This window comes from uncultured Agrobacterium sp. (genome assembly GCA_913777615.1).
Taxonomy (GTDB): Bacteria; Pseudomonadota; Alphaproteobacteria; order Rhizobiales; family Rhizobiaceae; genus Agrobacterium.
The window spans coordinates 1-23,502 of sequence record CAJYTK010000005.1 but is presented as its reverse complement, the minus strand read 5'-3'; the positions used below and the strand labels follow the sequence as shown (position 1 = coordinate 23,502).

Genomic DNA, 23,502 nt, shown 5'->3' with positions numbered 1-23,502 from the left:
AAGCAAATGAATTTCTTTTAAGCATGAATTCATGCCGGAAATTTGTACGAGCGCGACATCTTCCGCTGGATTATTCCCAGTCGCCGATGCTTGCCTGAATGACTGCAAGCGCTGCGACCGCTGCCGTATCGGCCCGCAATATGCGGGGTCCGAGTGGTATGGGCGTCACCCAGGCCTTGCTGCGCAGCAACTGCCTTTCCTCCTCTGAAAAGCCGCCCTCCGGTCCGACGAGAAGGGCCAGTTGCTTTTCGTTGATCGCTCGAAGCGCGGGCAGGGGATTTTGCCCGGTATCGCCTTCATCGCAATAGATGATACGGCGGTGAGGCGACCAGCTTTCAAGCAGGTCTTTCAGCCGGACAGGTTCTTCGACCTCCGGCACGGCCAGAATACCGCATTGTTCCGCAGCTTCGATGACGTTTGCCCTGAGCTTGTCGAGATTGGTGATCTTGCCCTGTACATGCTGAGTGAAAACCGGCCTCAGAACGCCGGCACCCATTTCCACCGCTTTCTGCACGAGATAGTCCATGCGTCCGGTCTTCAGCGGCGCAAAGATATAATGCAGGTCGGGTGTTTCCGGCTGAGGCCGTGTCTCTTCGAAAGGTCTCAGCACGATCTTCTTGCGCGTTGGGAATGACAGGCTGGCCTTCCATTCTCCATCGCGACCGTTGAAGAGGAGGATTTCTGAGCCATCGCCCATGCGCAGTACATTAGCGAGGTAGTTGAACTGGTAGCTGTCTGCTTCCACGGGCTCGCCGAGCCGCAAGGACTGGCTGACGAAAAGCCGCTGCATTCTGAAATTGGCGCGCATGTTGGTACTTCGATAGGTTGATGATCTGTCCGCTCATATAAACAGAAGATGCATGATTGCGTAGAGCGTTGCTGCCAAGGCCGCACTTGCTGGCAGCGTTACGACCCAGGCGGCGATGATCGTCATAAAATGCGACCGGCGGACAAGATAACGCCGCCGCGTCTCCGAGGTGTTTTCGTCTGGTTCGTCCGCGGAAGAATTGGCTGGCGCAAGGCTCTTTCGCAGCGCTTCCTGTTGCTTTCGGCCCTGCTGCGTATACCACTCGCGAAAGAAGCCGACCCCGAAGACAGCGCCAATTGCAGTATGCGTTGTGCTGACCGGCATGCCGAAATGCGAGGCTGTGAGAACGGTGAGTGCCGTCGAGGTGGACACGCAGAAGGCACGCATCGGGTTGAGCTTGGTGATCTGCTCGCCGACGAGCCTGATCAGGCGCGGTCCAAACAGCAGGATGCCGCAGGACAGCCCGAAAGCACCAATCAGCATGACCCATTGCGGTGCCGGTGCAAAAACCTCGGTGAGGTTGCCATAATCCGCACGCACGATAGCGACCACTGGCCCGATAGCGTTGGAGACATCATTGGCGCCGTGACCGAAGGACATAAGTGCTGCTGCGAAAATCAGCGGCCATTGAAACAGCGTGCGAAGCGATTGATTGCGATTTTCCAGACCCTCGGATTGGTTGCGGATGAGCGGAATACAAAGGCGCCAGCCGATGAGGCCAACGGCGAAGCCTGCTGCGAGCGATACGCCGGTTGGAACATCGATGACCCGATGCAGCCCGAAGCGCATCAGATATGAGGTCATCACTCCTCCCATCACGCCAAGCAGCACCGGTACCCATTTGCGGGCTGCGGCGATCTTGTCATCGCGATAGATGATGAACTCCTTGATGAATGCGAGGAGAGCGATGGCAAAGAAGGCGCTGATAAATGGGGTGAGCACCCAGGTCAGCGCAATGCCGAGCAGCGACGTCCAGTCCACCGCACCAATGCCGAAGGCTGCGGTGCCGGCACCTGCCACCGCGCCAACGATGCTGTGCGTGGTAGAAATTGGCGCCTTGAGCAGGTTGGAAATATTGACCAAAAGAGCGGCTGCTAGGATGGCTCCGAGCATCGCCCAGGCAAAGACATGCGGGTCTGGTACGGTTCTGACATCGACGATGCCGCTGGCAATCGTCTCGACAACATTACCACCGGTGACGAGCGCACCGAAGATTTCACAGATTGCGGCAATGATAAGAGCAGCGGTCAGCGGCAGTGCCTTTGAGCCGACGGCCGGTCCCACATTGTTGGCAACGTCCTTGGCGCCGATATTCATCGCCATATAGGCGCCGATGATGGCTGCGGCGAGCGTGATGACCGCGCCTGGCGTACTGCCGGCATAGGAACTGGCGACCAGCGCGGTCACGACCAGGAACAGAAGTGCAGCGCCCGGTGCTACCAATCGCTGGCCAAGATGATTAACCGCCTCCTCGACGCGGGTCATCTTGTCGAGATCCTTGTCGAGCGTTGGTTTTTTGCGATTTTCAGGTGATTGCGCCATGGAAACGCTCTATGGCGCCAATGGTCGCGAGTGCCTGTCGTAGTGGCACCACATCGTCGTCATTGAGAGCCGACAGCGTGTTGCAGGGCCGACGGCGTTCCCCGAGCCATCTGTTTGCCAAATACGACGAAAAGCTGCTTCAGCTCGGTCTCGTTGACCCGCTTTTGCGCCTCCTCAGGCGAAACCCACTCGAGTGTCCGGCTTTCCTTCTCGGGAAAGTTTTTGATAAGATCCGTCACTTCCAGAAGGTGAACCTGAACAAGACAGGTAACCTTCACACCGTTTTTCAGCTTCTTCTCATAGTGGAAAAATCCGAAAGGCTCTTTCTGTGTGTTGCCCCGGACGCCAGCCTCTTCGAAGGCCTCGCGCTCGGCAACTGCATGAGCCTTCTTGCCCTGCATTGGCCAACCCTTGGGGATAACCCACCGACCTGTGTCCCGGCTGGTCAGCAACAGCACCTCCACATCGCCATTGTGTTTGTTACGGCGGTGGCAGATGGCGCCATATTGCTGGCGTGGGGGACGACGCAGCATCAAGCTGACATCTTTGGCCAATCGGCTCAGGAGCTTCAACGCTAAGTATTCCTTTCGAAGAACGTGAATGAAATCTCAAGCCGATCCGTGTTCGGCAAGTTTCATTTTCTCTTTCCGAAGGAGTCGGGTCAATGCGGATTTGCTGCTCTTGCACCAGTATTTTTGTAATTACTGATGCATGGTGGCAGGGTTCATCCAGTGTTTTAGTCCCGATATAACGCCATCCGCTTCTTCTTCAACCGAAATCACTACATTGTGTCTTCCGGTTGCGTAGGATTTGAGTTCAGGAAGCGCGTTGCCGACAGCGATGCCTCTGGCTTGAGGGAGTTCGAACATCGCACGGTCGTTTCCCGTATCGCCTGCTACGACGGTCTCACCAAGCTCGAAGCCGAGACGATCGCAAAGCCAGCGAATTGCCGCTCCCTTGTCCGCTGCGCGCGGCAGGATGTCGAGGTCGCGACCGCTAGAATAGACGATACGTGCCATGATCCCATTGTCACCCAAACGCCGGTCGATCTCGGACAACAACGCTTGATCGGCGTCGTGTAGATACCAACTCGACTTCAGGCCATGTTGATACTGATCAGGCTGTCGACGGATCTCGGGCACACCTTGCATCACGCGGGCAATTTCATGCGGATCGAACCCCGATCCGAGGAAAGACACATAATCTTTCGACAGTGTCGGGTCATTGGAGCAGAACAGCATCGTGCCCACGCCGCCGATAATGTAGTCGGGGCGGGGCAGCGGCACTGTCTCGATCAGATCGAGTTGATCATCGATCAGTCGACCGCTGTTGAAAACCAACAGCGGGCGTTCGGCATCCGGAAGAGAATGCCAGTAATCGCGAAAGCGTGCCGTCGCCTCGTTATTGCCGACGAGCGTTCCGTCGAGATCGGAGGAAAAAAGCCTTACAGGTTTCAATCGCCATCATTCCATGGTTCGGCCCAATCGGACTCTTCCAGCACGGGCATTATCGGACGCCCTTCGATGACCGAGAGCAACTGTTGGGCAATGCCCGTCCAGGTAAACAGACTGCGGGCCTTGTGCGCGCCCATGCGTGACAGTCGTCCGTAAAGGCGTTCATGCTTGAACGGCTTCATCATGGTAATGCCGAGATCTTCCTTGTCGAAGGGGTCGGCGAAAAGTGCATGACGCCCGTAGCTTACGGCGCGAAACAGTCCGCCGTGGATCGTGACGACCGTGGGTGTTCCACTCGCCATCGCCTCTATCGCCGTCATGCCGAAAGGTTCGTAGCGGCTCGACAGAACGAAGAGATCGGCTGCTCGATAGATATCGGGCAAATCCTCGTCTGAGACGTAACCGGAGAAATCGACCTTCTCCTCAAGTCCGAGTTCATTCACTCGCTCCCTGAGCTGATTGAGGATCGTAGTTTCCTGGTTGTCCATATTCTCGCCGCCGACGGCAAGATGGAGGCGCGCATCGGGTTCACGCTCGGCCAAAACTGAAAAGCCGTCGATCAGTAGGTCGTAACCCTTGTTTGTCGCAAGCCTTCCCAATGCCAGCACCGTCTTGCCCCTGAAGCCGAAGCGCTGGCGCAGCATCTGCCGTGAGGCTTCCGATACGGGGAAGAACCGATTGTCGTCATATCCCGGTGGGATCATGTGGACCTGCTTGCGCTTTAGTCCATAGTCTTCGAGTAGCACGTCGAGCTGCACCGGCGTCGTGGCGATCACCATATCGCAGCTACGGTAGATGATCAGCTCGTGCTGGATGCGTTCCTTGAAGTTGAATTCGAGTTCGAACGTATCCGCCTTCTCGGGGTAGTCGGTTTCCATCTGGCGCTTTTTCCAGATACCGAGCGAGTGGGGCGTGTGAAGGTGCGGGATCTTCAGCGCTTCAGACAGCCTCTGGCCGGCCACGCCCGCATCCCAGTAGTGGCTGTTGATAAAGGAGTAGGTGAGGGCGTTTTTCTTGATGAAGCGCAGCGCGTTCTCGCACCACTCCAGAAGGTGGCGGTGGAGATACTCCTTTGGAATGAATTCCTTTCCGCCGCAGGGAATGCGCACGACGCGAACGCGTTCGTCCACCTCATCAATCTCTGGCTGGTCCTCAAAGCGGCGGGTGTATAGATCGACCGTGTAGCCGAGTTGACCGAGTTTTTTTGCGAGTTCGAGGACATAGACGACCTGTCCTCCCGTGTCGGCTGCGCCAAGCGGCGGGTGTGCGGCGACGTAGCCATGTGTCGATATGAGTGCTATCCGGGGATAGCGTTCAGTTTCGCTCGTGGTAGTCATAGCGTCCCATCTTGGTAGAATTTTCCAATAACCCGTCAAGAACGTCTCAAAGTTGATAAAGTTCCCGGAAAAATTGCGTTAATAGGATTTTCTTTCTTCAGGCGCCAACGACTATATCTCTGGGCAAGGGGTGTTTTAGCAATTTGCCTGCGGCAACTCGGCATCTGCCCATGCGGCTTGCGATTTGATAAATCTGTATGATTGAGACGGAGAGGGCTGATGGCCAGGGGACGATTTGCATTTGCCAGTGCGCCGGAGAGGTCATTGGCGCTAGGGGAAATTCATGCGAGGCCGACCGTATTGCTCGGCTCGTCACGCATTATCATCCAACTGGCCTTCATGATGGATGGTGGCGCCTCCGTACATCATTCGGCGATTGCGGAAATGTCGCGTAGCCGTGGTGTCGCGCCACCGGAACGCGATGCCCGTCACCACGCCATGCCTTGCGGCCTAGGCACGCTCAGATGGGAAAGACACACCGAGTTCTCTACCTGGTTCTGGGATGGGCCGGCGCCGGAAAAGGTTGGCGGCGAGATCGTTGGCGATCCTTTTGGAGATGGCTTTTCGCCGCCCGGCTCGCTGATCTCTGCGGTCAGGCTCGAAATTCGTGACGATGGACCGGAAACCGCCAACGCAGAAAGCCATTTCGATCCGATCAGTCTATGCCACAGCACCGTTCGCGAAGGGCAGGCGTCCATCCTTACGGACTTCCGCCAGGATCGCGATGGGCTGACGCAGTTTCTTCTGCTCGACCGGGGCCTCACCGATTCGGCGCGTGGAGGTATCGTGCAGCGTCTGCTGGACATCGAAACCTACCGGACGCTCGCCATGCTCGGATTGCCGTTGGCCCAGACACTGTCGCCGGAAATCCGTCGTATCGAAGACGGTTTGACCGCGATCACGCAGCGGATGAAGAACGGTGCGCGAGAAGAAGCCGATGCGCTTCTGGCCGAAATGACCCGCCTTGCCGCAGAACTGGAGGCCAACGCGGCGCTTAGCCTCTATCGCTTCGGCGCAAGCCGCGCCTATGACGTCATTGTCCGCGAGCGCATTCGCACACTGGCTGAAACGCCGATCCATGGACACGAAACCATGGCCACCTTTCTGGAACGGCGGCTGGCGCCTGCCATGCGCACCTGCCAGTCGGTTGAGGAACGCCAGGCCAACCTGTCTCGAAAGCTGTATCGTGCCACATCGCTGGTGCGCAGTTGGATCGATGTCGAGCTCGAGCGGCAGAACAGCGTGCTTTTAAACAATATGAACAGGCGTGCTGCCATGCAATTGCGGCTGCAGCAAACAGTCGAAGGCCTTTCTGTCGCTGCCATATCCTATTACGTCGTCGGGCTGATCGGCTATCTCACCAAGGCAGTGACGCATGACCTGCTGCCGATCGATCCGGCCGTGATCACCGGCGCATCGGTTCCCATTGCCGTGATCGGCGTATGGTGGGTGGTGCGCAATATCCGCAAGCACCACGCGGCGGACGCTCCGCATTAGACCGAGATTCCTATTCTGATCAGGTTTTGACCCTAGAATGCATCCGTGTCCCAGTAGGGAACGGGACCATAGAGGTTCGCCAGATAATCGATGAAGAGACGAACCTTCGCTGGCAGGAACCGGCGACTGGAATAGACCGCCGAGAGTGCCACGTTCTTCGATCCTTCATAGGCCGGAAGCACCTGAATGAGCGCGCCGCATTTCAACTCCGGCCCGATATCCCAGGTGGATCGCAGCGCAATGCCAAGCCCGGAAATTACCGCCTCGCGTATCACCTCCGACGAATTGGTCACAAGCAGGCCTTCAGGGCGCAAATTGAACGCTCCGTCCGGTCCTTCCAGCCGCCAAAGATCGTTGTTGTGTGCTGGTAGGCAGCGATGGTTCTTCAAATCCTCAATGGTGTCGGGCAGTCCATGTTCCTCAACATAGGATCGCGAGGCGCACAGCACGCGGCGGACCGGCGCAAGCCGTCGTGCGACAAGGCTGGAATCCGAGAGATCGGCAATGCGGATGGCGAGATCGTAGCCACCCGCGACGATATCGATGAAGTCGTCGCTGAGCGTCAGATTGATGGAGAGCGATGGATGCCTGTCCATGAAGCCTTTGAGATGCGGTGCCACATGCATGCGGCCGAAGGAGGTGGAGGCTGACACCTTCAACGTTCCGGTCAGAGAGTTTGACCGGCCTGAGACGAAGTCTTCCGCCTCTTCCAGCCCCTCCAGGACGGATAGAATTCTCTGATGAAATCCCTGGCCTGCCTCTGTTAACGAGATTTGGCGTGTCGTGCGCTGAAACAGCCGCGCGCCGAGTTTTTCCTCCAGCCGCTTGATGCGCTTCGAAATCACGGCGGGCGAGTAGCCGAGTTCCTTCGCTGCCACCGACATGCTGCCGGAGGCAGCAACGCTGGCAAAGACCTCGAGATCACCAAGATTTGTCATCGGTCCCAGCCATTCTTTCCAAATTGGAAATAATCTCTAGCATTTGCGCAGCTTGCCACCAAGGCCTAAACTCCGCATAGGATGGGTGAGATGAGGGAGGCATCGGCAAATCATGTCGCAAGCAATAGAATTCTTGACGCCACGCGCCTCGGTGCTCTCCAGCCGGGGAAGGATCATTGCCGATCTTGCCGATCTGCTTCCCCCCGAGTGTCTCGTCCACGAGCCGAGAGAGCTCGTACCTTTCGAGACGGACGCCTTTGTTTCCTATCGCAGACTGCCATTGGCTGTAGCGCTTCCAAGAAACACGGCGCAGGTCTCCGCTGTTTTGAAATACTGTCATCGCTACGGCATACCCGTAGTTCCAAGAGGTGCCGGTACGTCGCTCTCCGGCGGTGCGATCCCGCAGGAAGATGCGGTGGTGATCGGCCTCTCGAAAATGTCTTCGATCCTTGAACTGGACTTGTTCAACCGCACCGCAACCGTCCAAGCAGGTGTCACCAACCTCTCCATTTCCGATGCAGCCAGTCCGCAAGGGTTCTTCTACGCGCCCGATCCGAGTTCGCAATTGGCCTGCACTATCGGCGGCAATATCGGCATGAATTCCGGTGGAGCGCATTGCCTGAAATATGGTGTCACCACCAACAATCTGCTTGGGGTGAAAATGGTGCTGGTGGATGGCACGGTGCTGGAACTTGGCGGTAAGCATCTCGACGCATCAGGCTATGATCTTTTGGGTCTCGTCTGTGGCTCGGAAGGTCAACTCGGCATCGTCACCGAAGCCAAGGTGCGCCTGATCGCCAAGCCCGAAGGCGCGCGCCCGGTGCTCTTCGGTTTCGAAAGCTCGGAAGAGGCTGGTTCCTGCGTGGCCGACATTATCGGTTCCGGGATCATTCCAGTGGCGATCGAGTTCATGGACAAGCCGGCCATCGAAATCTGTGAGGCTTTTGCCCACGCAGGTTATCCGCTCGATGTCGGCGCGCTCTTGATCGTCGAGGTTGAGGGCTCTGAAGATGAGATGGATGCCATGCTGGCCGATATCGTCGCAATTGCTCGCCAGCATGCAGTGAAGACCGTGCGCGAGTGTCAGTCGGCGATGGAGGCGGCTGCGATCTGGAAGGGCCGGAAATCCGCTTTCGGTGCAACTGGCCGGATTGCCGATTACATCTGCATGGATGGCACGGTGCCGCTCAGCCAGCTTTCTCATGTGCTGAAGAAGACGAGCGAGATCACCGACGCGCTCGGCCTTCGCGTCGCCAACGTTTTCCATGCCGGTGATGGCAACATGCATCCACTGATCCTGTTCAACGCCAATGATCCAGACGATGCGGCGCGCGCCGAAGAGGCGGGCAACCAGATACTGAAACTCTGCGTCGATGCAGGCGGCTGTCTGACCGGGGAGCATGGTGTCGGCATCGAGAAGCGCGATTTGATGCGGCATCAATATTCAGACGCCGATCTGGCGCAGCAGATGGCAGTCCGCGCCGCCTTTGACGAAGACTGGATATTGAACCCGTCCAAGGTCTTTCCTTTGGAGAGCAGAGCTTGATGGACACCGCATACCCCATTTTCACGCCCCAATCGGAATTAGAGGCGGCAGCTATCATTGGTGAACGCGCAGAAGCAGGACGTCCGATCGCCATCATCGGTGGCAATACGCGTGCTGGCTTTGGCAATTCCGTACAGGCAGATGCGGCATTATCGTCGCGAGCCTTGAGCGGCATCGTTTCTTATAATCCCGCCGAGATGGTGATGACCGTCAAGGCCGGGACGCCAACCGCCGACGTGCAGGCCGCTTTGACCGAGGCCAGGCAGATGATGGCCTTCGAGCCCATGGATCATCGCGCTATCATGGGCACGACAGGCGAACCCACCATTGGCGGCGTTTTTGCAGCCAACGTCTCTGGTCCGCGCCGTTATGTGGCCGGTGCTGCGCGAGACAGTCTGCTCGGCATCCGCTTCGTCAATGGCAGCGGCGAGGCGATCAAGGCCGGTGGGCGCGTGATGAAGAATGTCACCGGTCTAGACCTCGTCAAGCTTCTTGCGGGCTCCTACGGCACGCTCGGTTTGCTGACGGAGGTGACCTTCCGCGTGTTGCCGGTTCCGCCTGCTGAAGTGACGCTTGTTATTTCGGGGCTGGAAGATGAGACAGCGGCCAATGCTATGGCAGCGGCGATGGCAACCAGCCTCGAAATCTCCGGAGCGGCGCATCTGCCGGAAAGTGTTAAGTCCCGCTTCCTCAATGGGCAACTTCCCGAAGGTGCCGCGACCGTGCTTCGACTAGAGGGGCTTGCAGCCTCGGTCGAGGCGAGATCGCAAAAGCTGAAGACGCTTCTGGCATCCTTCGGCACAATGACTTCTCTTGAGCGCGGCGAGAGCCGCACACTCTGGCAGGAAATCCGCGATGTAGCGCCGTACGCGGGCAACGCGTCCAAGCCGCTCTGGCGCGTGTCGATTGCGCCCTCACAGGGCCACAAGCTGGTCGCCGCGCTCCGTCTGGAGGCAGGCATTGATGCCTTCTATGACTGGCAGGGTGGGCTTGTGTGGATGCAGATGGAAGCCGATCCGGAGGCGCAACTGCTGCGCGGTTACATCCGTTCGCTCGGCGGTGGTCACGCCACGCTTCTTCGTGCAGCGGATAATGTGCGACGAACGGTTCCGGCTTTCGAGCCCTTGAATGCGGTCGAATCAGCGCTGTCTCAACGTATCAAGCACAAGCTCGATCCGGCGGGGCTCTTCAATCCAGGCAGAATGGGGATCTGATCATGCAAACCTCCTTCACGGCTGAACAACTGGCCGATCCGCATGTTGCCGAGTCTGAAAAGATCCTGCGTAAATGCGTGCATTGTGGCTTCTGCACGGCCACCTGTCCCACCTATGTCACGCTCGGCAACGAGCTTGATAGCCCGCGCGGGCGCATCTATCTCATCAAGGATATGCTGGAGAATGACCGTCCCGCCGACCGCGAGGTGGTGACACATATCGACCGGTGCCTGTCCTGTCTTGCCTGCACCACCACCTGTCCGTCGGGTGTGGATTACATGCATCTGGTGGATCACGCGCGCGTCCATATCGAAAAGACCTATCGGCGCCCGCTGATGGACCGGTTGATCCGCGGCCTGCTGGCCGCCATCCTGCCCTATCCCGCACGCTTCAGGCTGGCTTTGAAGCTTGCGAAAATCGGGCGCCCGCTGTCACCGCTCCTGCGCAAGGTCTCGGCATTGAAGCCGCTCGCCGCCATGCTCGATCTCGCACCCAATTCGATTTCCGCGCCACCTGTCGCTTGGCATTCCGCTCCCGCCGCTGAAGGGCAGAAGCGAGGCCGGGTCGCAATCCTGACCGGCTGTGCTCAGCCGGTTCTCGACCCGGGCATCAACGAGGCCACTGTCAGGCTCCTGACCCGTCTGGGTATCGAGGTGGTCGCACCGAAAGGGGAGGGCTGTTGCGGTGCGCTGGTCCATCACATGGGGCGCGAAGAACAGGCGCTCGCTTTCGCCCGCCAAAACGTCGATATCTGGATCCGCGAGGTGGAAGAGGGCGGGCTCGATGCGATCGTCATCACGGCATCCGGCTGCGGCACAACGATCAAGGATTATGGCCATATGCTGCGGCTCGATCCGGACTATGTGGAGAAGGCAGCGCGTGTTTCCGCTCTGGCAAAGGACATAACGGAATATCTGTCGACACTCGATTTGCCGGTGTTGGAACGTAACGGGCTATCGGTGGCCTATCACTCTGCTTGCTCAATGCAACATGGCCAGAAAATCACGATGGCGCCGAAGCTATTGTTGAAAAATGCGGGCTTCGTCGTGCGTGATCCCGCAGAGGGACATCTCTGCTGTGGCTCTGCCGGGACCTACAACATCATGCAGCCGGAGATTTCTGGCCAGTTGAAGGCGCGCAAGATTAAGAACATCGAGGCCACCAAGGCCGATATCATCGCAACTGGCAATATTGGCTGCATGACGCAGATCGCCACCGGCACTCCGATGCCGATCCTGCATACGGTCGAGCTGCTGGACTGGGCCTATGGCGGTCAAAAGCCACCGAAGTTAAGCCTGAAACAAAAAACGAGCGGCTGAGCCGCTCGTTTTTCTTCGGTTGCTGCTAAAAGCGCTTACCGTTCCCCCTGGCATCCCCCGCCAAGCTCGTGAAATCAATTTAGCCGTTCCGCCAAAGCTCGCAAGTAGAAGTGTGAAGCGTGATGGTGTCTTGAATCAAACTTACAGCCAGGCGTTGCTATCAGATCACAATAACCCTCGTGCCGACCTTCACGCGCTCGTAAAGGTCAGTGACATCTTCGTTGCGCATGCGGATGCAGCCGGACGAATTGTTGCTGCCGATGGTCCATGGCTGGTTGGTGCCGTGGATGCGGTAGAGCGTCGAGCCCAGATACATTGCGCGCGCGCCCATCGGGTTTTCCGGTCCGCCTTCCATGAAGGCCGGAAGATAATGACCCTTGGCGGCTTCCCGCGTGATCATTTCCTTCGGTGGAGTCCAGGTCGGCCACTCCGTCTTGCGGGTGATTGCGTGCGTTCCCGCCCACTCGAAGCCCGGCTTGCCGACGCCCACACCGTAACGGCGTGCCTTGCCACCCTCCATGACGAGATAGAGCAGTCGGTTCGGCGTATCGATGACGATCGTGCCGGGTGCTTCTTTCGTGTCGTAATTAACGATCTGCGGCAGGAACTGCGGGTCGATCCTCACACGCGGCGCATTGGGTCGTGCAGCCACGGCCTGAGGACGCTGCTGCACGCCGCGGCGCTGGAAAAGCGGCTGGCGCTGTGGCGGTTGCGGATAGACGACCGGACGCACATCGCCACGACCCATCTGTGTTACCCACGGCGCTGTCAGATCAGGGCTGACGACGATCGGCGGGCGCTCGCGGTAACGGTCATTTGCCATTGCCGGAGTGAGAGCGGCAAACACGGCGCTCAACGCTAGAAAGACGGTTTTCATCGACATCGGGTGGACTCTTTTACATGACACCGGAAAATGATCGTCACGTTCGCACGTGCAGACCAGCGAATGGTAAAGAGACCTCAGTCGAAATCGCTATTTCGCTGAAACCTTTCGATAAGGTTAGCAGGCGGTTTTAAAACAGGGTGAATCAATGGTAAGAACCGGGCTGAAAGAGACGGTGCCGCATGAGTGAAGACGGGTTGTTGACGGGCGAGGATGGCAAGGTCCGCTGCTTCTGGCAGCAGGGACTGGAAGATTACCGCCGCTACCACGATGACGAGTGGGGCCACCCTGTCACCGACGACAAGCGATTGTTTGAGAAGATCTGTCTTGAAGGATTTCAGTCCGGTCTTTCCTGGCTGACGATTCTGCGCAAGCGCGAGAGCTTTCGCGCCGCCTTCGCTGGCTTCGACTTCGAGAAGGTCGCAGCCTTCACCGACGCCGATGTAGAGCGCTGCCTTGCCGACAAGGGCATCGTGCGTCATCGCGGCAAGATCGTTTCAACCATCAACAATGCCAAGCGCGCCGTCGCCCTTCGCGATGAATTCGGCACGCTGGCGCGCTATTTCTGGAGCTTCGAGCCCAAGCAGGACGAGCGCCCGGATGTCTTCGACTACGCAACCCTGCGCGCCAACCCGACGACGCCAGCCTCCATTCGACTGTCGAAGGACCTGAAGAAGCGTGGCTGGAGTTTTGTCGGGCCCACCACCGTCTATGCTTTCATGCAGGCCATGGGCATGGTCAACGACCACATAGAGGGCTGCCATTGTCGCCCCCGAATCGAAGCGCTGCGGCAGGAGTTCGTACGGCCTTGAAGACATTTATCAAATGCGCCCTTGCCAGCCTTCTTTTCTTTTCTGTTGCGGCGCCCGTCGTCGCCGAGCAGCGGAACGTCGACGGCATGTGGCTCGATGATGGGGAGCAGTTGAAGGCCGTCGAAATGCCGGCCTCTGGCAATCTGAGCCTGAACGGCTGGACCCGCCAGGGCAGGGGTGAAGTCTATCGTCTCAAGGTGAAAGCCGGCGAAACGCTGAAGGTGTCGCTCGCTAGCCGCAGCGAGTTCGTCGTCATGGCGATTTTTGATTTCGGCAAACCGGACGACGATGCGATCTTCTTCAGCGACACCGGCAACAACACAACGGTGATCACACCGAAAGAAGACACCGAGTGGCTGATCCGGCCCATCCTGGTCTTGAGTTCATCGCGTCGTGGTCTCGGCGCCAATTATACGATCACTGTCGAACGCCAACCGTAAGCGGCTTATCCTGCGATCGCGATCAGCCCGACCGATAGTGCGCAGAGAAGTAGCAGCGATGCCGTGGCAGCCAGGATGACCTTGCCGCCCGCATGACGCAGGGAGCGGATATCCACCGAAAGACCGAGGGCTGCCATCGACATGATGGTGAGCACATTGGCAAGGCCGCTGATGGGTGCCAGCGCAATATTTGGGATCAGGCCAAAGGAACGGGCCATGATCATCAACACGAAACCGATGATGAACCAGGGCACCATCCTTTGTAGATCGAGCCGACCGCTCGCACCACGGCCATGGATGATCGAAAGCGTGGTGACGACGGGCCCCAGCATCAGCACGCGGATGAGTTTGACCACCGTACCGGTCTGAACCGCAACCGCGCCCATCGGTGCGGTTGCAGCCAGAACCTGCGGTACGGCGTAGACGGTCATACCCGCAAACATGCCATAATGGATCGCATCCATCGAGAGGAGAGCGGGAAGTGCCGGCATGATGACGACTGCTGCGACGCCAAGGACGGCGGTAAAGGCGATGGCTGCGGTCACGTCCTGAGCCTTCGCGCCGATGGCGGGTGCAGCGGCCGCAATGGCGGAGTTGCCGCAAATCGAATTGCCGCAGGCGACGAGGATGGCAAGCTTGGAGTCAAGACCGATCATCCGGCTGATGGCGTAGCTACCGGCGAGCGACAATGCAACGATGATGGCGATACCGAAAATCAGCAAGCCGCCAGCGCCTTTGAGAATTGAGAGGCTGAGCGAAGCGCCAAGAAGCACAACGGCGATCTCCAGCAGCGTCTTGGCGCTGAACTTTATACCAACCGTCGTCGCTTCCGGAAGCCTGGTAAAGCTTTTGAGCAGCACGCCGAACACGATCGCAATCACCAGATCTCCAAGCCAGGCATGGCCGGCTACGCGTACCTGCGCCTCCTGCGCAATGATCGCAGCGACGCTGATGGCGCCGCATAAAAATATGCCAGGGAGCAACCGAATTGACGGGAAGCGGGACAGGGACAGAGATGAGGTCAGTGAACGATGATTTGCCATATGATCATCATCTTACGAACGTCCGTTCCATTCCATCAAATAATATGGCATATTTTATTCGACAAAATCGAATGATAGAAAATGACGTTTGAGCAATTGAGAATTTTCGTTGCTGTCGCGGAAAGACAGCATCTGACGCGTGCTGCGGAAGCACTCGGGCTGACGCCCTCGGCCGTCAGCTCCGCGATCAAAACGCTTGAGGCTTACTACAATGTCGAACTATTCCACCGCGTCGGTCGTGGTATCGAGTTGACGGAGAGCGGTCGCGTCTTTCTGGACGAAGCGCGCTCTACCTTGAACCGCGTGCGCAGCGCCGAACTGATCCTTTCTGAAATGGGCGGTCTGACGCGTGGTGAAATCCGCGTCTTCGCCAGCCAGACAATTGCCAGCTACTGGCTTCCATCCATTCTCATGCAGTTCAAGCAGCTCTATCCCGGCGTGACGGTCACGCTTGAGGTCGGCAATACACGCACGGTGACGGAGGCAGTCCTGAAGGGTGTAGCCGAGATCGGCTTCATCGAGGGCGATATCGATGAGCCGGCGCTCTCCGTCCGCCCCATCGTGTCCGACAAACTGCTCGTCGTGGTCGGGCCGCTGCATCCTTTCTCGGACGGTCGGCAATTGAAAGCGCAGGATATTCGCTCAACGACATGGGTGCTGCGCGAGCAGGGCTCGGGTACGCGCTCCGCCTTCGAAGCCGCGTTGAAGGCCATGGGCATGTCTCTTGCCGATCTGCAGGTAACGCTGGAACTGCCATCCAACGAGGCTGTGGTTGCGGCAGCGCGCGCAGGCGGCGCGGCTGCGGTGGTGTCGGCGTCCGTCGCGGCACTGATGCTGCGACAGGGGTTGCTCACCCGCGTCGGCATCGACCTGCCTGCACGCCAATTTTCGCTTCTCATGCACAAGGAGCGGCACCCAAGCCGCGCATCGCTGGAGTTGGAGCGTCTGAGCCGGGAGTTTGCCGGAAGCTACAAGGCGGGTCTGACGGGCCTTTGACCACGGGTCGCCGAGAAGAGGAAGCGCCCGATGACGCTCCCTCCAAACATACCTACTTTGTGATCAGTAACCCTTCGACTTCAGCCATTCTTTCATCATGGCGATTTCCGCTTCCTGCGCCTTGATCACTTCTTCGGCGAGTTTACGGATTTCCGGGTCCTTGCCATATTGCAATTGGACCTTTGCCATATCGATCGCACCCTGATGATGCGGGATCATGCCTCGGACGAAATCGACATCGGCATTGCCGGTATAGTCCTGCTGCATGGCGGTGTGCATTTTTTTGGAAACCTCCATGAAGGCCTTTGTCGAGGCGCTGTCCGTGGCTTCCTGCTTGGGCATAGTGTGGCCAGCATGAACGGAGTGGTCCTGCGCAAGCGCGGGCAGGACCATGAACGCGCCGAAGGCGACGGCGATGGAAATGATCTTGATAGACATGGGATATCCTTCCTCTGTCGGAAATTTCGATTGAAACGTGAATCTCGAAATCGGATCAGACTCGGGGAGGGGGAAGAGGTGGCGCGGGAGCATCACCAATGAGGCTTGCTTGCAGGCCCGGCATCGGAGTGGCGTGGGGCGATCGGCCTTTTTCCGGAATGGTTAGGTCCGGCAGAAGAACGAGACAGGCAGGACAGAAGGGCGCGTGCGTCATGCTCTTTTCATGCGGGCACGGAGCGCTTTGGGCTCCCGTGTCTTCGGAAGCATCCGCCATGTCGTGATCGACAGGACTCTTGGCCATGCCGGATGAGTGGTTCTCGCTCGCAGGCATGGACATATCCATCGCCGCCGTAGCCGGCATGGCGCCGTAGATCAGGCAAGCAAGAAACATCAAGGTACGAACCATCAAGCGCATACGGTTACTTTAGAGCGTTTCCTTGTTAAATGGAAACAGTTCTGTTGGTTCAAACGGGATCGACTGATTGTCCGGGCGGCGCGTGCCGTAGCCAACGCATACGGCCAAGCCGTCCGGGCAAGCAGGTGGCCCGTTTCAACCAACCCGAAGGGCCGGTCATCTTTCCGCCAGGCTCAAAGGCGATCGGCTCGACCGTACCTTTGGGTATGCCCTTCGCCAATCGCCTTTGCCCTGACGAAAACCTGCTCCGGCAGAACGTTACCATTTAACAAGGAAACGCTCTAACGCATCAATCGCGGTCAGAAAATGGCGCTCATCTCACTTCGCTGGCAACGACGCTGTGAAGGATCTGATAGTCCTTGCTTTCCTCGCCGAAGGGCGCAACGGGCCAGTCCCATTGATGCGCGACATTCGGAACAGTCACCCCATGCAGCAGGTCTTCCTGCTGATGCAGTCTGCCGCTTTTGTCGATGATGTCGAAACTCGTATCGGTGAGAAGACAGACCTTGCAGGGCAGGCCGGAGAGACCGTCGATATGCGCCTGGATCAGGCGTTGGAGCGTGTCCTGCGGCATGCGGCTTGCCCCGTCCTGCTCCATCCTGTGACGCGCGCCGGTGCCGATTTGCGACAGCAGATTAGCGGAGACGACGAGATCGAGATATGGCACTTGCCGCAGAAAGCTCAACGGCTCGATCAGGCCGCTCGTCTTCAGCGCATCATAGCCAGAGAGATCGCGGCTATTGAGAACGACATTGCGGTATTTTCGGCCATAGAGCTTCATCCGCACGCTCGCCAGATGCACCAGATCGACCAGCACTAGCGTATCGAACCCTGCCGCAAGCTGCCGCCACGGCACATCCCGCAACAGGCCGGAACCAAGAATGACGGCGGTACGTCGTTGTTTCAGTTTCGAGGCCGTCGATAGGATGAAGCGCTTGCAGTTCTCCTCATGCTCTCCCCACGGCTTCTCGCATCTATTGGCGCGCGCCCACAAATTGACGGAGTAGCGGATATGCGGACGAAATTCCGGCGCTGTTTTCCAGTATGTGCCAGCATAGTTCAGGGCTTCGAGGATCATGGATTAACGGTAGACTTCCCGGCGATGACCGATTTCGACCACGAGAACGACAAGCTTCTGATCCTGAATGTCACAGATGATACGATAGTCGCCGACGCGGTAGCGCCAGAAATTGCCGAGTTCGGAGCCTTGCAAGGCTTCACCCGTTTGCCTCGGACTGTTGAGTTGCAGCAGCCGGTCGTGTAAAAATGACCGAATGCGACGTCGCGTTTGTGGATCGAGTTTCTTGATCTGTTTCTGAACGAGAATGTCGTATTCAATTGTCCAGGTCACGCCAAAACTCCTCGGCGCTCACAACCTTCGACTCGCCGCGCTGTATACGTCGCATCGCCTCTTCCGCCAGATACAGATCTTCCATATCCTCGATATGTTTTTCTATCGCCTCGCGGATGTAAAAGGCCGACGTTCGTCCGGTGCGCTCGGAAAGCGCCTTAAGGCGTTCATAGGTCTCGTCCGGTAGACGGATGGCGGTTTGCTTGCTCATGCGGTTCTCTCCCGAAGAGATTGGGATGCGTGTATCCCGTTTAGCAGTTTTTCGCGCCAAAGGCCAGCAAATCCGAGGACCTCCGGCCTTGCCGCATGGGGCGTCATCCTCTAAGACACCGGCTTGATTTCAAGAGACAATTGGACTGGCATCATGAGCGAAAAAGCAAAAAAGCCTCAGAAACTGAAAGCACGCCTGCCGCGCGGCTTCGTGGATCGTTCGGCTGCCGATATCCATGCCACCAATGAGATGATCGAAAAGATCCGCAAGGTCTATGAGTTGTATGGCTTCGATCCGGTCGAAACCCCGCTGTTCGAATATACCGATGCGCTGGGCAAGTTCCTGCCGGATAGCGACCGCCCGAATGAAGGCGTGTTTTCGCTTCAAGACGATGACGACCAGTGGATGAGTCTTCGCTACGATCTGACCGCGCCGCTCGCCCGTCACGTCGCGGAAAACTTCAACGAAATCCAGCTGCCTTACCGCACCTATCGAGCGGGCTACGTCTTCCGCAATGAAAAGCCCGGCCCCGGCCGTTTCCGCCAGTTCATGCAATTCGATGCCGATACCGCCGGTGCTGCAGGCGTTCAGGCGGATGCGGAAATGTGCATGATGATGGCCGATACGCTGGAAGCGCTCGGCATCAAGCGCGGCGATTACGTCATTCGCGTCAACAACCGAAAGGTTCTGGATGGCGTGATGGAAGCCATCGGTCTCGGCGGTCAAGAGAATGCCGGCCGTCGTCTCAACGTGTTGCGCGCCATCGATAAGCTCGACAAGTTCGGCCCGGAAGGCGTGAAGCTCTTGCTCGGTCCCGGTCGCAAGGATGAGTCCGGCGACTTTACCAAGGGTGCTGGGCTGGACGAGGCGCAGGTCGACAAGGTTCTCTTCTTCGTCGGCATCAAGGATTATGCGGCAAGTGCGGACGATCTGGCAAAGCTTGTCGCCGGCACCTCCAAAGGCGAAGAAGGTGTCGACGAACTCAATGTCATCGGCGCGCTCGTTGCAAGCGCCGGTTACGAGGCAGATCGCATCAAGATCGATCCGTCGGTCGTTCGCGGCCTCGAATATTACACCGGCCCGGTTTACGAGGCCGAGCTGACATTCGATGTCACCAACGAAAAGGGCGAGAAGGTCGTTTTCGGCTCGGTCGGCGGCGGTGGGCGCTACGATGGTCTCGTGTCGCGGTTCATGGGCCAGCCGGTTCCGGCAACCGGTTTCTCCATCGGTGTCTCGCGCCTGATGACGGCGTTGAAGAACCTTGGCAAGCTCGGTCAGGCAAAGGTGCTCGCGCCTGTTCTCATCACCGTTATGGATGGCGATGTGGACAGCATGGGGCGCTACCAGCGCTTCACGCAGGCACTGCGAGCGGAAGGCATTCGCGCCGAAATGTATCAGGGCAACTGGAAGAAGTTCGGCAATCAGCTGAAATATGCCGACCGCATGGGCGCCCCCATCGCCATCATCCAGGGTGGCGATGAGCGTGCCGAAGGCGTGGTTCAGATCAAGGACCTGATCGAAGGCAAGCGCCTCTCCGGAGAGATCGAGGACAATGCGACATGGCGCGAAGCGCGTGTCGCGCAAGAGGTCGTCGCCGAGTCTGAACTGGTTGCCAAGGTCAAGGAAATCCTGGCCGCCCAGGCCGAAGACCGGCGTCGGGCAGAAGGCTGATCGGCCATGACCATTCTCCGCCTGGATCACGTCCAACTGGCAATGCCTGAAGGTGGAGAAGACAAGGCGCGGACGTTTTATGCGGGCCTCCTCGGTCTTCAGGAGGTTGCAAAGCCTGCCAATCTTGCGGGCCGCGGCGGATGCTGGTTTGCGCGTGGCGATGTCCGCGTGCATCTCGGCGTCGCGAAAGATTTCATCGCCGCCACCAAGGCCCATCCCGCCTTTGTAGTAGATGATCTGTTTGGACTTCTAAAAAGACTTGAAACGGCAGGCTGCCCTGTGGTTGAGGATGAGCCACTGGAAGGGTATGACCGCTTCTACGTGAATGATCCCTTCGGAAACCGCATCGAGATGATGCAACCGCTCGAACCGTGACGAAAAGTATCGCTTCATGCCCCTGATCGACATGCCGGAATTTTCCGGAGAGCTGCTGGACGAGTTTGCGGCGCGCAAAACGGTGCGGGTCAACACACCCGTTATCCAGCCAGCTGCCCCCTTTCTGGATATGGCCGGCGAGGATTTGCGCCGTCGTATTTTCCTGACCGAAAGCGAAACGGGCGAGAGCCTGTGCCTACGACCGGAATTTACGATCCCCGTCTGCCTGCGCCATATCGAAACGGCAACCGGCACGCCGAAACGTTACGCCTATCTCGGCGAAGTGTTTCGCCAGCGGCGCGAGGGCGGCAATGAGTTCTATCAGGCCGGCATCGAAGATCTGGGCGATGGCGATGTCGCCGCTGCCGATGCCCGCGCGATTGGCGACGCTTTCGGCATTCTGAAGCGCTTGCTGCCGGGCCGCTCGCTCTCGGCGCGGCTGGGGGACCAGAAGGTCTTCGAGGCGGTGATCGCAGCACTTGGCCTGCCGCTCGGCTGGCAGAAGCGTCTGGTTCAGGCCTTTGGCGACACGGTTCAACTCGATGCGCTGCTGGAAAGCCTCGTCAGCCCAAAGCCGATGACCGGGCTCGACGCTCGCGTGGCCGGACTGCTTGCGACCGGCGAGGAGAAGGTTCTGGTCGATTATATTGACAGCGTCATGCAAGAGACCGGCTATTCCACCAATGCCAGCCGTTCCCCGCAGGAGATCGCGCGACGCCTTCGCGAAAAGTTGGCGCTTGCCGCCACCCGCCTGCCGGACGACAGCTTCCAACTGCTGAAGCAGTTTTTAAGCCTTCAGGCACCTTTGTCGGAGGCATCTAAGACGCTTTCCGACTTTGCCGAAAAGGCAAAGCTGAAACTTGGGCCAGCACTGTCCGATTTCGGTTCCCGCGTGGCAGCCCTTGCCAATAGCGGCGTCGATTTGCAGGCCGTGACTTATGGCGCGGCTTTCGGTCGCCCGCTCGATTACTATACCGGCCTGGTCTTCGAAATCACACAACAGGGGCAAACCGCGGTGCTGGCAGGCGGTGGACGCTTCGATCGCCTGATGACGCTGCTTGGCGCCACCGACACCATTCCTGCCGTCGGTTTCTCGCTCTGGCTGGACCGTATCGAAGCTGCGAGGGCCGCTGCATGACAATCACCATAGCGCTGCCCTCCAAGGGACGCATGAAGGACGATTCCTCCGCCATTCTCGAACGCGCCGGGCTGAAAATCACCGCTATCGGCAGCGATCGCTCCTATCGCGGCCGGATCGAAGGGCGTGACGATATCGAGATCGCCTATCTCTCGGCATCCGAGATCGCCCGTGAGATTGGCAACGGCACCGTCGATTTCGGCGTGACGGGCGAAGATCTCGTGCGCGAAGATCTGAGCAACGTCGATGCACGCGTGGAGTTCTGCGCGCGTCTCGGCTTCGGCCACGCGGATGTGGTGGTCGCCGTGCCGGAAATCTGGCTCGATGTCGATAGCATGGCCGATCTCGGCGACGTCGCCTCCGAATTTCGCGCCCGCCATGGCCGCCGTCTGGCAATCGCCACCAAATACTGGCGGCTGACGCAGCAATTCTTTTCCCGCCAGCACGGCATTCAGCTCTACCGCATTGTCGAAAGCCTCGGTGCGACAGAGGGCGCGCCTGCGGCAGGCCAGGCGGATATCATCGTTGATATCACCTCCACGGGTTCGACGCTGAAGGCCAATCACCTGAAAATCCTGACGGACGGCATCATTCTGAAATCCGAAGCCTGCTTTGTTCGCGCCAGAAAGGCGGAGCACGAGGGCGATTCGGTCGTCCGAGAGATCGTCTCGCGCGTCAAGACGGCGCTTGGCTGACGACATATTTTGTCTATGCCGTTCTCCTTATGAAGGAGAGTGTCATGCGCATCACAGGCCAGTGCCACTGCGGCAACGTTCGGTATGAAGCGGAAGCCGATCCGGAGCATGTGGTCATCTGCCACTGCACGGATTGCCAGCGGCTGACGGGTTCCCCCTATCGCGTGACCTTGCGAGCGAAGCGCCAGGACATCAGCCTGACCGGCGCTGAGCCCAAGCTCTACAGAAAAAAAGCGGAGAACGGGAATGTCCGTCTGATGCATTTCTGTAGCGACTGCGCCGCGCCGCTCTTCAGCAGTGCGGAGCAGGAGACCGGCACCTGGGGCATCCGCTGGGGCTCGATCAATGAGCGTGCCGCTTTAGAGCCGCATGTGCAGATATGGGCGCGATCAAGGGCCAAGTGGGTCGATGACCTCAAAGAAATCCCTGCGCATCCCAAGGACCCCCCGAAATAAAGAAAGCCGCCGGATCGCTCCGACGGCCTCTGGAGGAATAGCATTCGATCTCAGGCGTGGGCAAGCTTGCCGCCGCGCATCGCGTCGACGGAGTATGCACCGGCGCCGAAGGCTCCAAGAAGGATATAGGCGCCAGCCAGCGTGATGTTCTTCATCAGCATGATTCCATTCAGCGTGTTAATCCAGCCGAGAGCCGCATCTGGCCAGCCGGGAACGGCAACAGTGCCGCTGTGGAAGACGAGGCCGGTGAAGACGCAGAATGCGGCCAGTGCGAAAGCGGCAATCTTGGTCTGGAAGCCAACCAGAACGGCAAGCCCGGTCAGGAGCTCAAACAGACCGGCAAGGTAAGCAAGCGCGGTTGCCGCAGGCAGGCCAGCGCCGGTGATCATGCCAGCTGTGCCGGCAGGGTCCATCAGCTTGCCAAAGCCGGAGTAGACGAAGATGAAGGAAAGAAGGATGCGTGCGACGAGCACGAGAGCGTTCTGACTGCTGGACATTGCGGTGTCTCCGTTTAGGCTTTCGTTCAAGCCGTTGAGTGAAAATCTGGAGACAGTTCTGGCGGATTTTTTTAATTGACGAAAGATAAACGAGAGAAGACTGTTCGTCTTCAAAAAGTGAACAATGGATGAGCTACATCCTAGCTTTCAGAGCGCCAAAACAAAAGGGCGGTCCGAAGACCGCCCTTTCTAAACCCCAGAGGGAATGGACTGATTAGAAGTCCATGCCGCCCATGCCGCCGCCCGGCATTGCCGGCATTGCAGCTTCCTTCTTCGGAAGCTCGGCGATCATGGCTTCGGTGGTGATCAGCAGAGAAGCAACCGAAGCTGCGTTCTGCAGAGCCGTGCGAACAACCTTGACCGGGTCGACGATGCCGAGCTGGATCAGGTCGCCATATTCGCCGGTCTGGGCGTTGTAGCCGTAGTT

General features: G+C 58.3%; 26 protein-coding genes. 12 read left to right on the top strand and 14 right to left on the bottom strand.

Annotated features, from left to right (window positions below):
* Positions 1-70: 70 nt before the first annotated feature.
* The 5 genes from QZ862_RS03870 to QZ862_RS03850 all read right to left on the bottom strand — a co-directional run bounded on the left by QZ862_RS03870 (position 71) and on the right by QZ862_RS03850 (position 5,141).
* Positions 71-808 carry a 16S rRNA (uracil(1498)-N(3))-methyltransferase gene (locus tag QZ862_RS03870; RefSeq protein WP_296074950.1) on the bottom strand — a complete coding sequence of 246 codons (738 nt, stop codon included), beginning with the start codon at positions 806-808 and terminating at the stop codon, positions 71-73.
* 33 nt (positions 809-841) lie between these two features.
* Positions 842-2,350: an inorganic phosphate transporter gene (locus QZ862_RS03865; protein WP_296039026.1), complete on the bottom strand. Its 1,509-nt coding sequence runs from the start codon at positions 2,348-2,350 to the stop codon at positions 842-844.
* 59 nt (positions 2,351-2,409) lie between these two features.
* The gene (locus QZ862_RS03860) at positions 2,410-2,883 is read right to left on the bottom strand and encodes an NUDIX hydrolase (RefSeq protein WP_296016928.1); all 474 of its coding nucleotides are present in this window, start codon (positions 2,881-2,883) and stop codon (positions 2,410-2,412) included.
* A 168-nt stretch (positions 2,884-3,051) separates the two neighbouring features.
* Entirely contained in the window at positions 3,052-3,807 is a 756-nt protein-coding gene (locus tag QZ862_RS03855; RefSeq protein ID WP_296097658.1) for an HAD-IIB family hydrolase, read from the bottom strand.
* Positions 3,804-5,141: a glycosyltransferase family 1 protein gene (locus QZ862_RS03850; RefSeq protein ID WP_296097656.1), complete on the bottom strand. Its 1,338-nt coding sequence runs from the start codon at positions 5,139-5,141 to the stop codon at positions 3,804-3,806. The genes QZ862_RS03855 and QZ862_RS03850 overlap by 4 nt, the downstream gene beginning before the upstream one ends.
* A 219-nt stretch (positions 5,142-5,360) precedes the next feature.
* Between QZ862_RS03850 and QZ862_RS03845 the strand changes: the two genes are divergently transcribed.
* Positions 5,361-6,638 (top strand): DUF3422 family protein, encoded by a 1,278-nt coding sequence (locus QZ862_RS03845; protein WP_296097653.1) that lies wholly within the window; start codon positions 5,361-5,363, stop codon positions 6,636-6,638.
* A gap of 32 nt (positions 6,639-6,670) precedes the next feature.
* Here the strand turns inward: QZ862_RS03845 and QZ862_RS03840 are convergent, their stop codons facing one another.
* Positions 6,671-7,576 (bottom strand): LysR family transcriptional regulator, encoded by a 906-nt coding sequence (locus tag QZ862_RS03840; protein ID WP_296016919.1) that lies wholly within the window; start codon positions 7,574-7,576, stop codon positions 6,671-6,673.
* Positions 7,577-7,688: 112 nt separating this feature from the next.
* On the opposite strand from QZ862_RS03840, the gene QZ862_RS03835 reads away from it, so the two are divergent.
* From QZ862_RS03835 to glcF, 3 genes are read left to right on the top strand one after another with little or no spacing between them, the layout of a single operon-like run.
* Positions 7,689-9,122: an FAD-linked oxidase C-terminal domain-containing protein gene (locus QZ862_RS03835; RefSeq protein ID WP_296097651.1), complete on the top strand. Its 1,434-nt coding sequence runs from the start codon at positions 7,689-7,691 to the stop codon at positions 9,120-9,122.
* On the top strand, positions 9,122-10,336 hold the full coding sequence (gene glcE / locus QZ862_RS03830; RefSeq protein ID WP_296097649.1) for a glycolate oxidase subunit GlcE: 1,215 nt from the start codon (positions 9,122-9,124) through the stop codon (positions 10,334-10,336). The genes QZ862_RS03835 and glcE overlap by 1 nt, the downstream gene beginning before the upstream one ends.
* Before the next feature lie 2 nt (positions 10,337-10,338).
* Positions 10,339-11,655: a glycolate oxidase subunit GlcF gene (gene glcF / locus QZ862_RS03825; RefSeq protein WP_296097647.1), complete on the top strand. Its 1,317-nt coding sequence runs from the start codon at positions 10,339-10,341 to the stop codon at positions 11,653-11,655.
* 160 nt (positions 11,656-11,815) lie between these two features.
* On the opposite strand, the gene QZ862_RS03820 is transcribed toward glcF, so the two are convergent.
* Positions 11,816-12,538, bottom strand: a complete 723-nt coding sequence (locus QZ862_RS03820) for a L,D-transpeptidase (RefSeq protein WP_296097645.1) — start codon at positions 12,536-12,538, stop codon at positions 11,816-11,818.
* Between the two features lie 182 nt (positions 12,539-12,720).
* On the opposite strand from QZ862_RS03820, the gene QZ862_RS03815 reads away from it, so the two are divergent.
* Together QZ862_RS03815 and QZ862_RS03810 are read left to right on the top strand one after the other, a co-directional pair.
* Positions 12,721-13,350 carry a DNA-3-methyladenine glycosylase I gene (locus QZ862_RS03815; RefSeq protein ID WP_296097643.1) on the top strand — a complete coding sequence of 210 codons (630 nt, stop codon included), beginning with the start codon at positions 12,721-12,723 and terminating at the stop codon, positions 13,348-13,350.
* Between the two features lie 8 nt (positions 13,351-13,358).
* Positions 13,359-13,790, top strand: coding sequence for a hypothetical protein (locus tag QZ862_RS03810; RefSeq protein WP_363315092.1), 432 nt, complete (start codon positions 13,359-13,361; stop codon positions 13,788-13,790).
* 5 nt (positions 13,791-13,795) lie between these two features.
* On the opposite strand, the gene QZ862_RS03805 is transcribed toward QZ862_RS03810, so the two are convergent.
* Positions 13,796-14,833, bottom strand: a complete 1,038-nt coding sequence (locus tag QZ862_RS03805; RefSeq protein WP_296016904.1) for a putative sulfate exporter family transporter — start codon at positions 14,831-14,833, stop codon at positions 13,796-13,798.
* An 81-nt stretch (positions 14,834-14,914) separates the two neighbouring features.
* On the opposite strand from QZ862_RS03805, the gene QZ862_RS03800 reads away from it, so the two are divergent.
* On the top strand, positions 14,915-15,829 hold the full coding sequence (locus QZ862_RS03800) for a LysR family transcriptional regulator (protein ID WP_296016902.1): 915 nt from the start codon (positions 14,915-14,917) through the stop codon (positions 15,827-15,829).
* 63 nt (positions 15,830-15,892) lie between these two features.
* Here QZ862_RS03800 and QZ862_RS03795 read toward each other — a convergent pair whose 3' ends face one another.
* The 4 genes from QZ862_RS03795 to QZ862_RS03780 all read right to left on the bottom strand — a co-directional run bounded on the left by QZ862_RS03795 (position 15,893) and on the right by QZ862_RS03780 (position 18,244).
* Positions 15,893-16,267 (bottom strand): DUF305 domain-containing protein, encoded by a 375-nt coding sequence (locus QZ862_RS03795; RefSeq protein ID WP_296097642.1) that lies wholly within the window; start codon positions 16,265-16,267, stop codon positions 15,893-15,895.
* A gap of 728 nt (positions 16,268-16,995) precedes the next feature.
* Positions 16,996-17,760 (bottom strand): hypothetical protein, encoded by a 765-nt coding sequence (locus tag QZ862_RS03790; protein ID WP_296097640.1) that lies wholly within the window; start codon positions 17,758-17,760, stop codon positions 16,996-16,998.
* A 3-nt stretch (positions 17,761-17,763) separates the two neighbouring features.
* Positions 17,764-18,033, bottom strand: coding sequence for a type II toxin-antitoxin system RelE/ParE family toxin (locus QZ862_RS03785; RefSeq protein WP_296016898.1), 270 nt, complete (start codon positions 18,031-18,033; stop codon positions 17,764-17,766).
* Positions 18,017-18,244, bottom strand: coding sequence for a DUF6290 family protein (locus tag QZ862_RS03780; RefSeq protein WP_296016896.1), 228 nt, complete (start codon positions 18,242-18,244; stop codon positions 18,017-18,019). Before QZ862_RS03780 ends, QZ862_RS03785 begins: the two co-directional genes overlap by 17 nt.
* 153 nt (positions 18,245-18,397) lie before the next feature.
* Between QZ862_RS03780 and hisS the strand changes: the two genes are divergently transcribed.
* The 5 genes from hisS to QZ862_RS03755 are packed head-to-tail and all read left to right on the top strand — an operon-like array spanning position 18,398 to position 22,578.
* Positions 18,398-19,915 carry a histidine--tRNA ligase gene (hisS, locus tag QZ862_RS03775; RefSeq protein ID WP_296097638.1) on the top strand — a complete coding sequence of 506 codons (1,518 nt, stop codon included), beginning with the start codon at positions 18,398-18,400 and terminating at the stop codon, positions 19,913-19,915.
* A gap of 6 nt (positions 19,916-19,921) precedes the next feature.
* The gene (locus QZ862_RS03770) at positions 19,922-20,290 is read left to right on the top strand and encodes a VOC family protein (RefSeq protein ID WP_296097636.1); all 369 of its coding nucleotides are present in this window, start codon (positions 19,922-19,924) and stop codon (positions 20,288-20,290) included.
* Positions 20,291-20,306: 16 nt separating this feature from the next.
* Positions 20,307-21,428, top strand: a complete 1,122-nt coding sequence (locus QZ862_RS03765) for an ATP phosphoribosyltransferase regulatory subunit (RefSeq protein WP_296016890.1) — start codon at positions 20,307-20,309, stop codon at positions 21,426-21,428.
* Positions 21,425-22,123, top strand: coding sequence for an ATP phosphoribosyltransferase (hisG, locus tag QZ862_RS03760; RefSeq protein ID WP_296097633.1), 699 nt, complete (start codon positions 21,425-21,427; stop codon positions 22,121-22,123). The genes QZ862_RS03765 and hisG overlap by 4 nt, the downstream gene beginning before the upstream one ends.
* Before the next feature lie 44 nt (positions 22,124-22,167).
* Entirely contained in the window at positions 22,168-22,578 is a 411-nt protein-coding gene (locus QZ862_RS03755) for a GFA family protein (protein WP_296097631.1), read from the top strand.
* A gap of 50 nt (positions 22,579-22,628) precedes the next feature.
* Here QZ862_RS03755 and QZ862_RS03750 read toward each other — a convergent pair whose 3' ends face one another.
* Together QZ862_RS03750 and QZ862_RS03745 are read right to left on the bottom strand one after the other, a co-directional pair.
* Positions 22,629-23,075, bottom strand: coding sequence for a DoxX family protein (locus tag QZ862_RS03750; protein WP_296038998.1), 447 nt, complete (start codon positions 23,073-23,075; stop codon positions 22,629-22,631).
* A 214-nt stretch (positions 23,076-23,289) separates the two neighbouring features.
* On the bottom strand, positions 23,290-23,502 hold a 213-nt coding region (locus QZ862_RS03745; RefSeq protein WP_296097629.1), incomplete at its 5' end, for a TCP-1/cpn60 chaperonin family protein.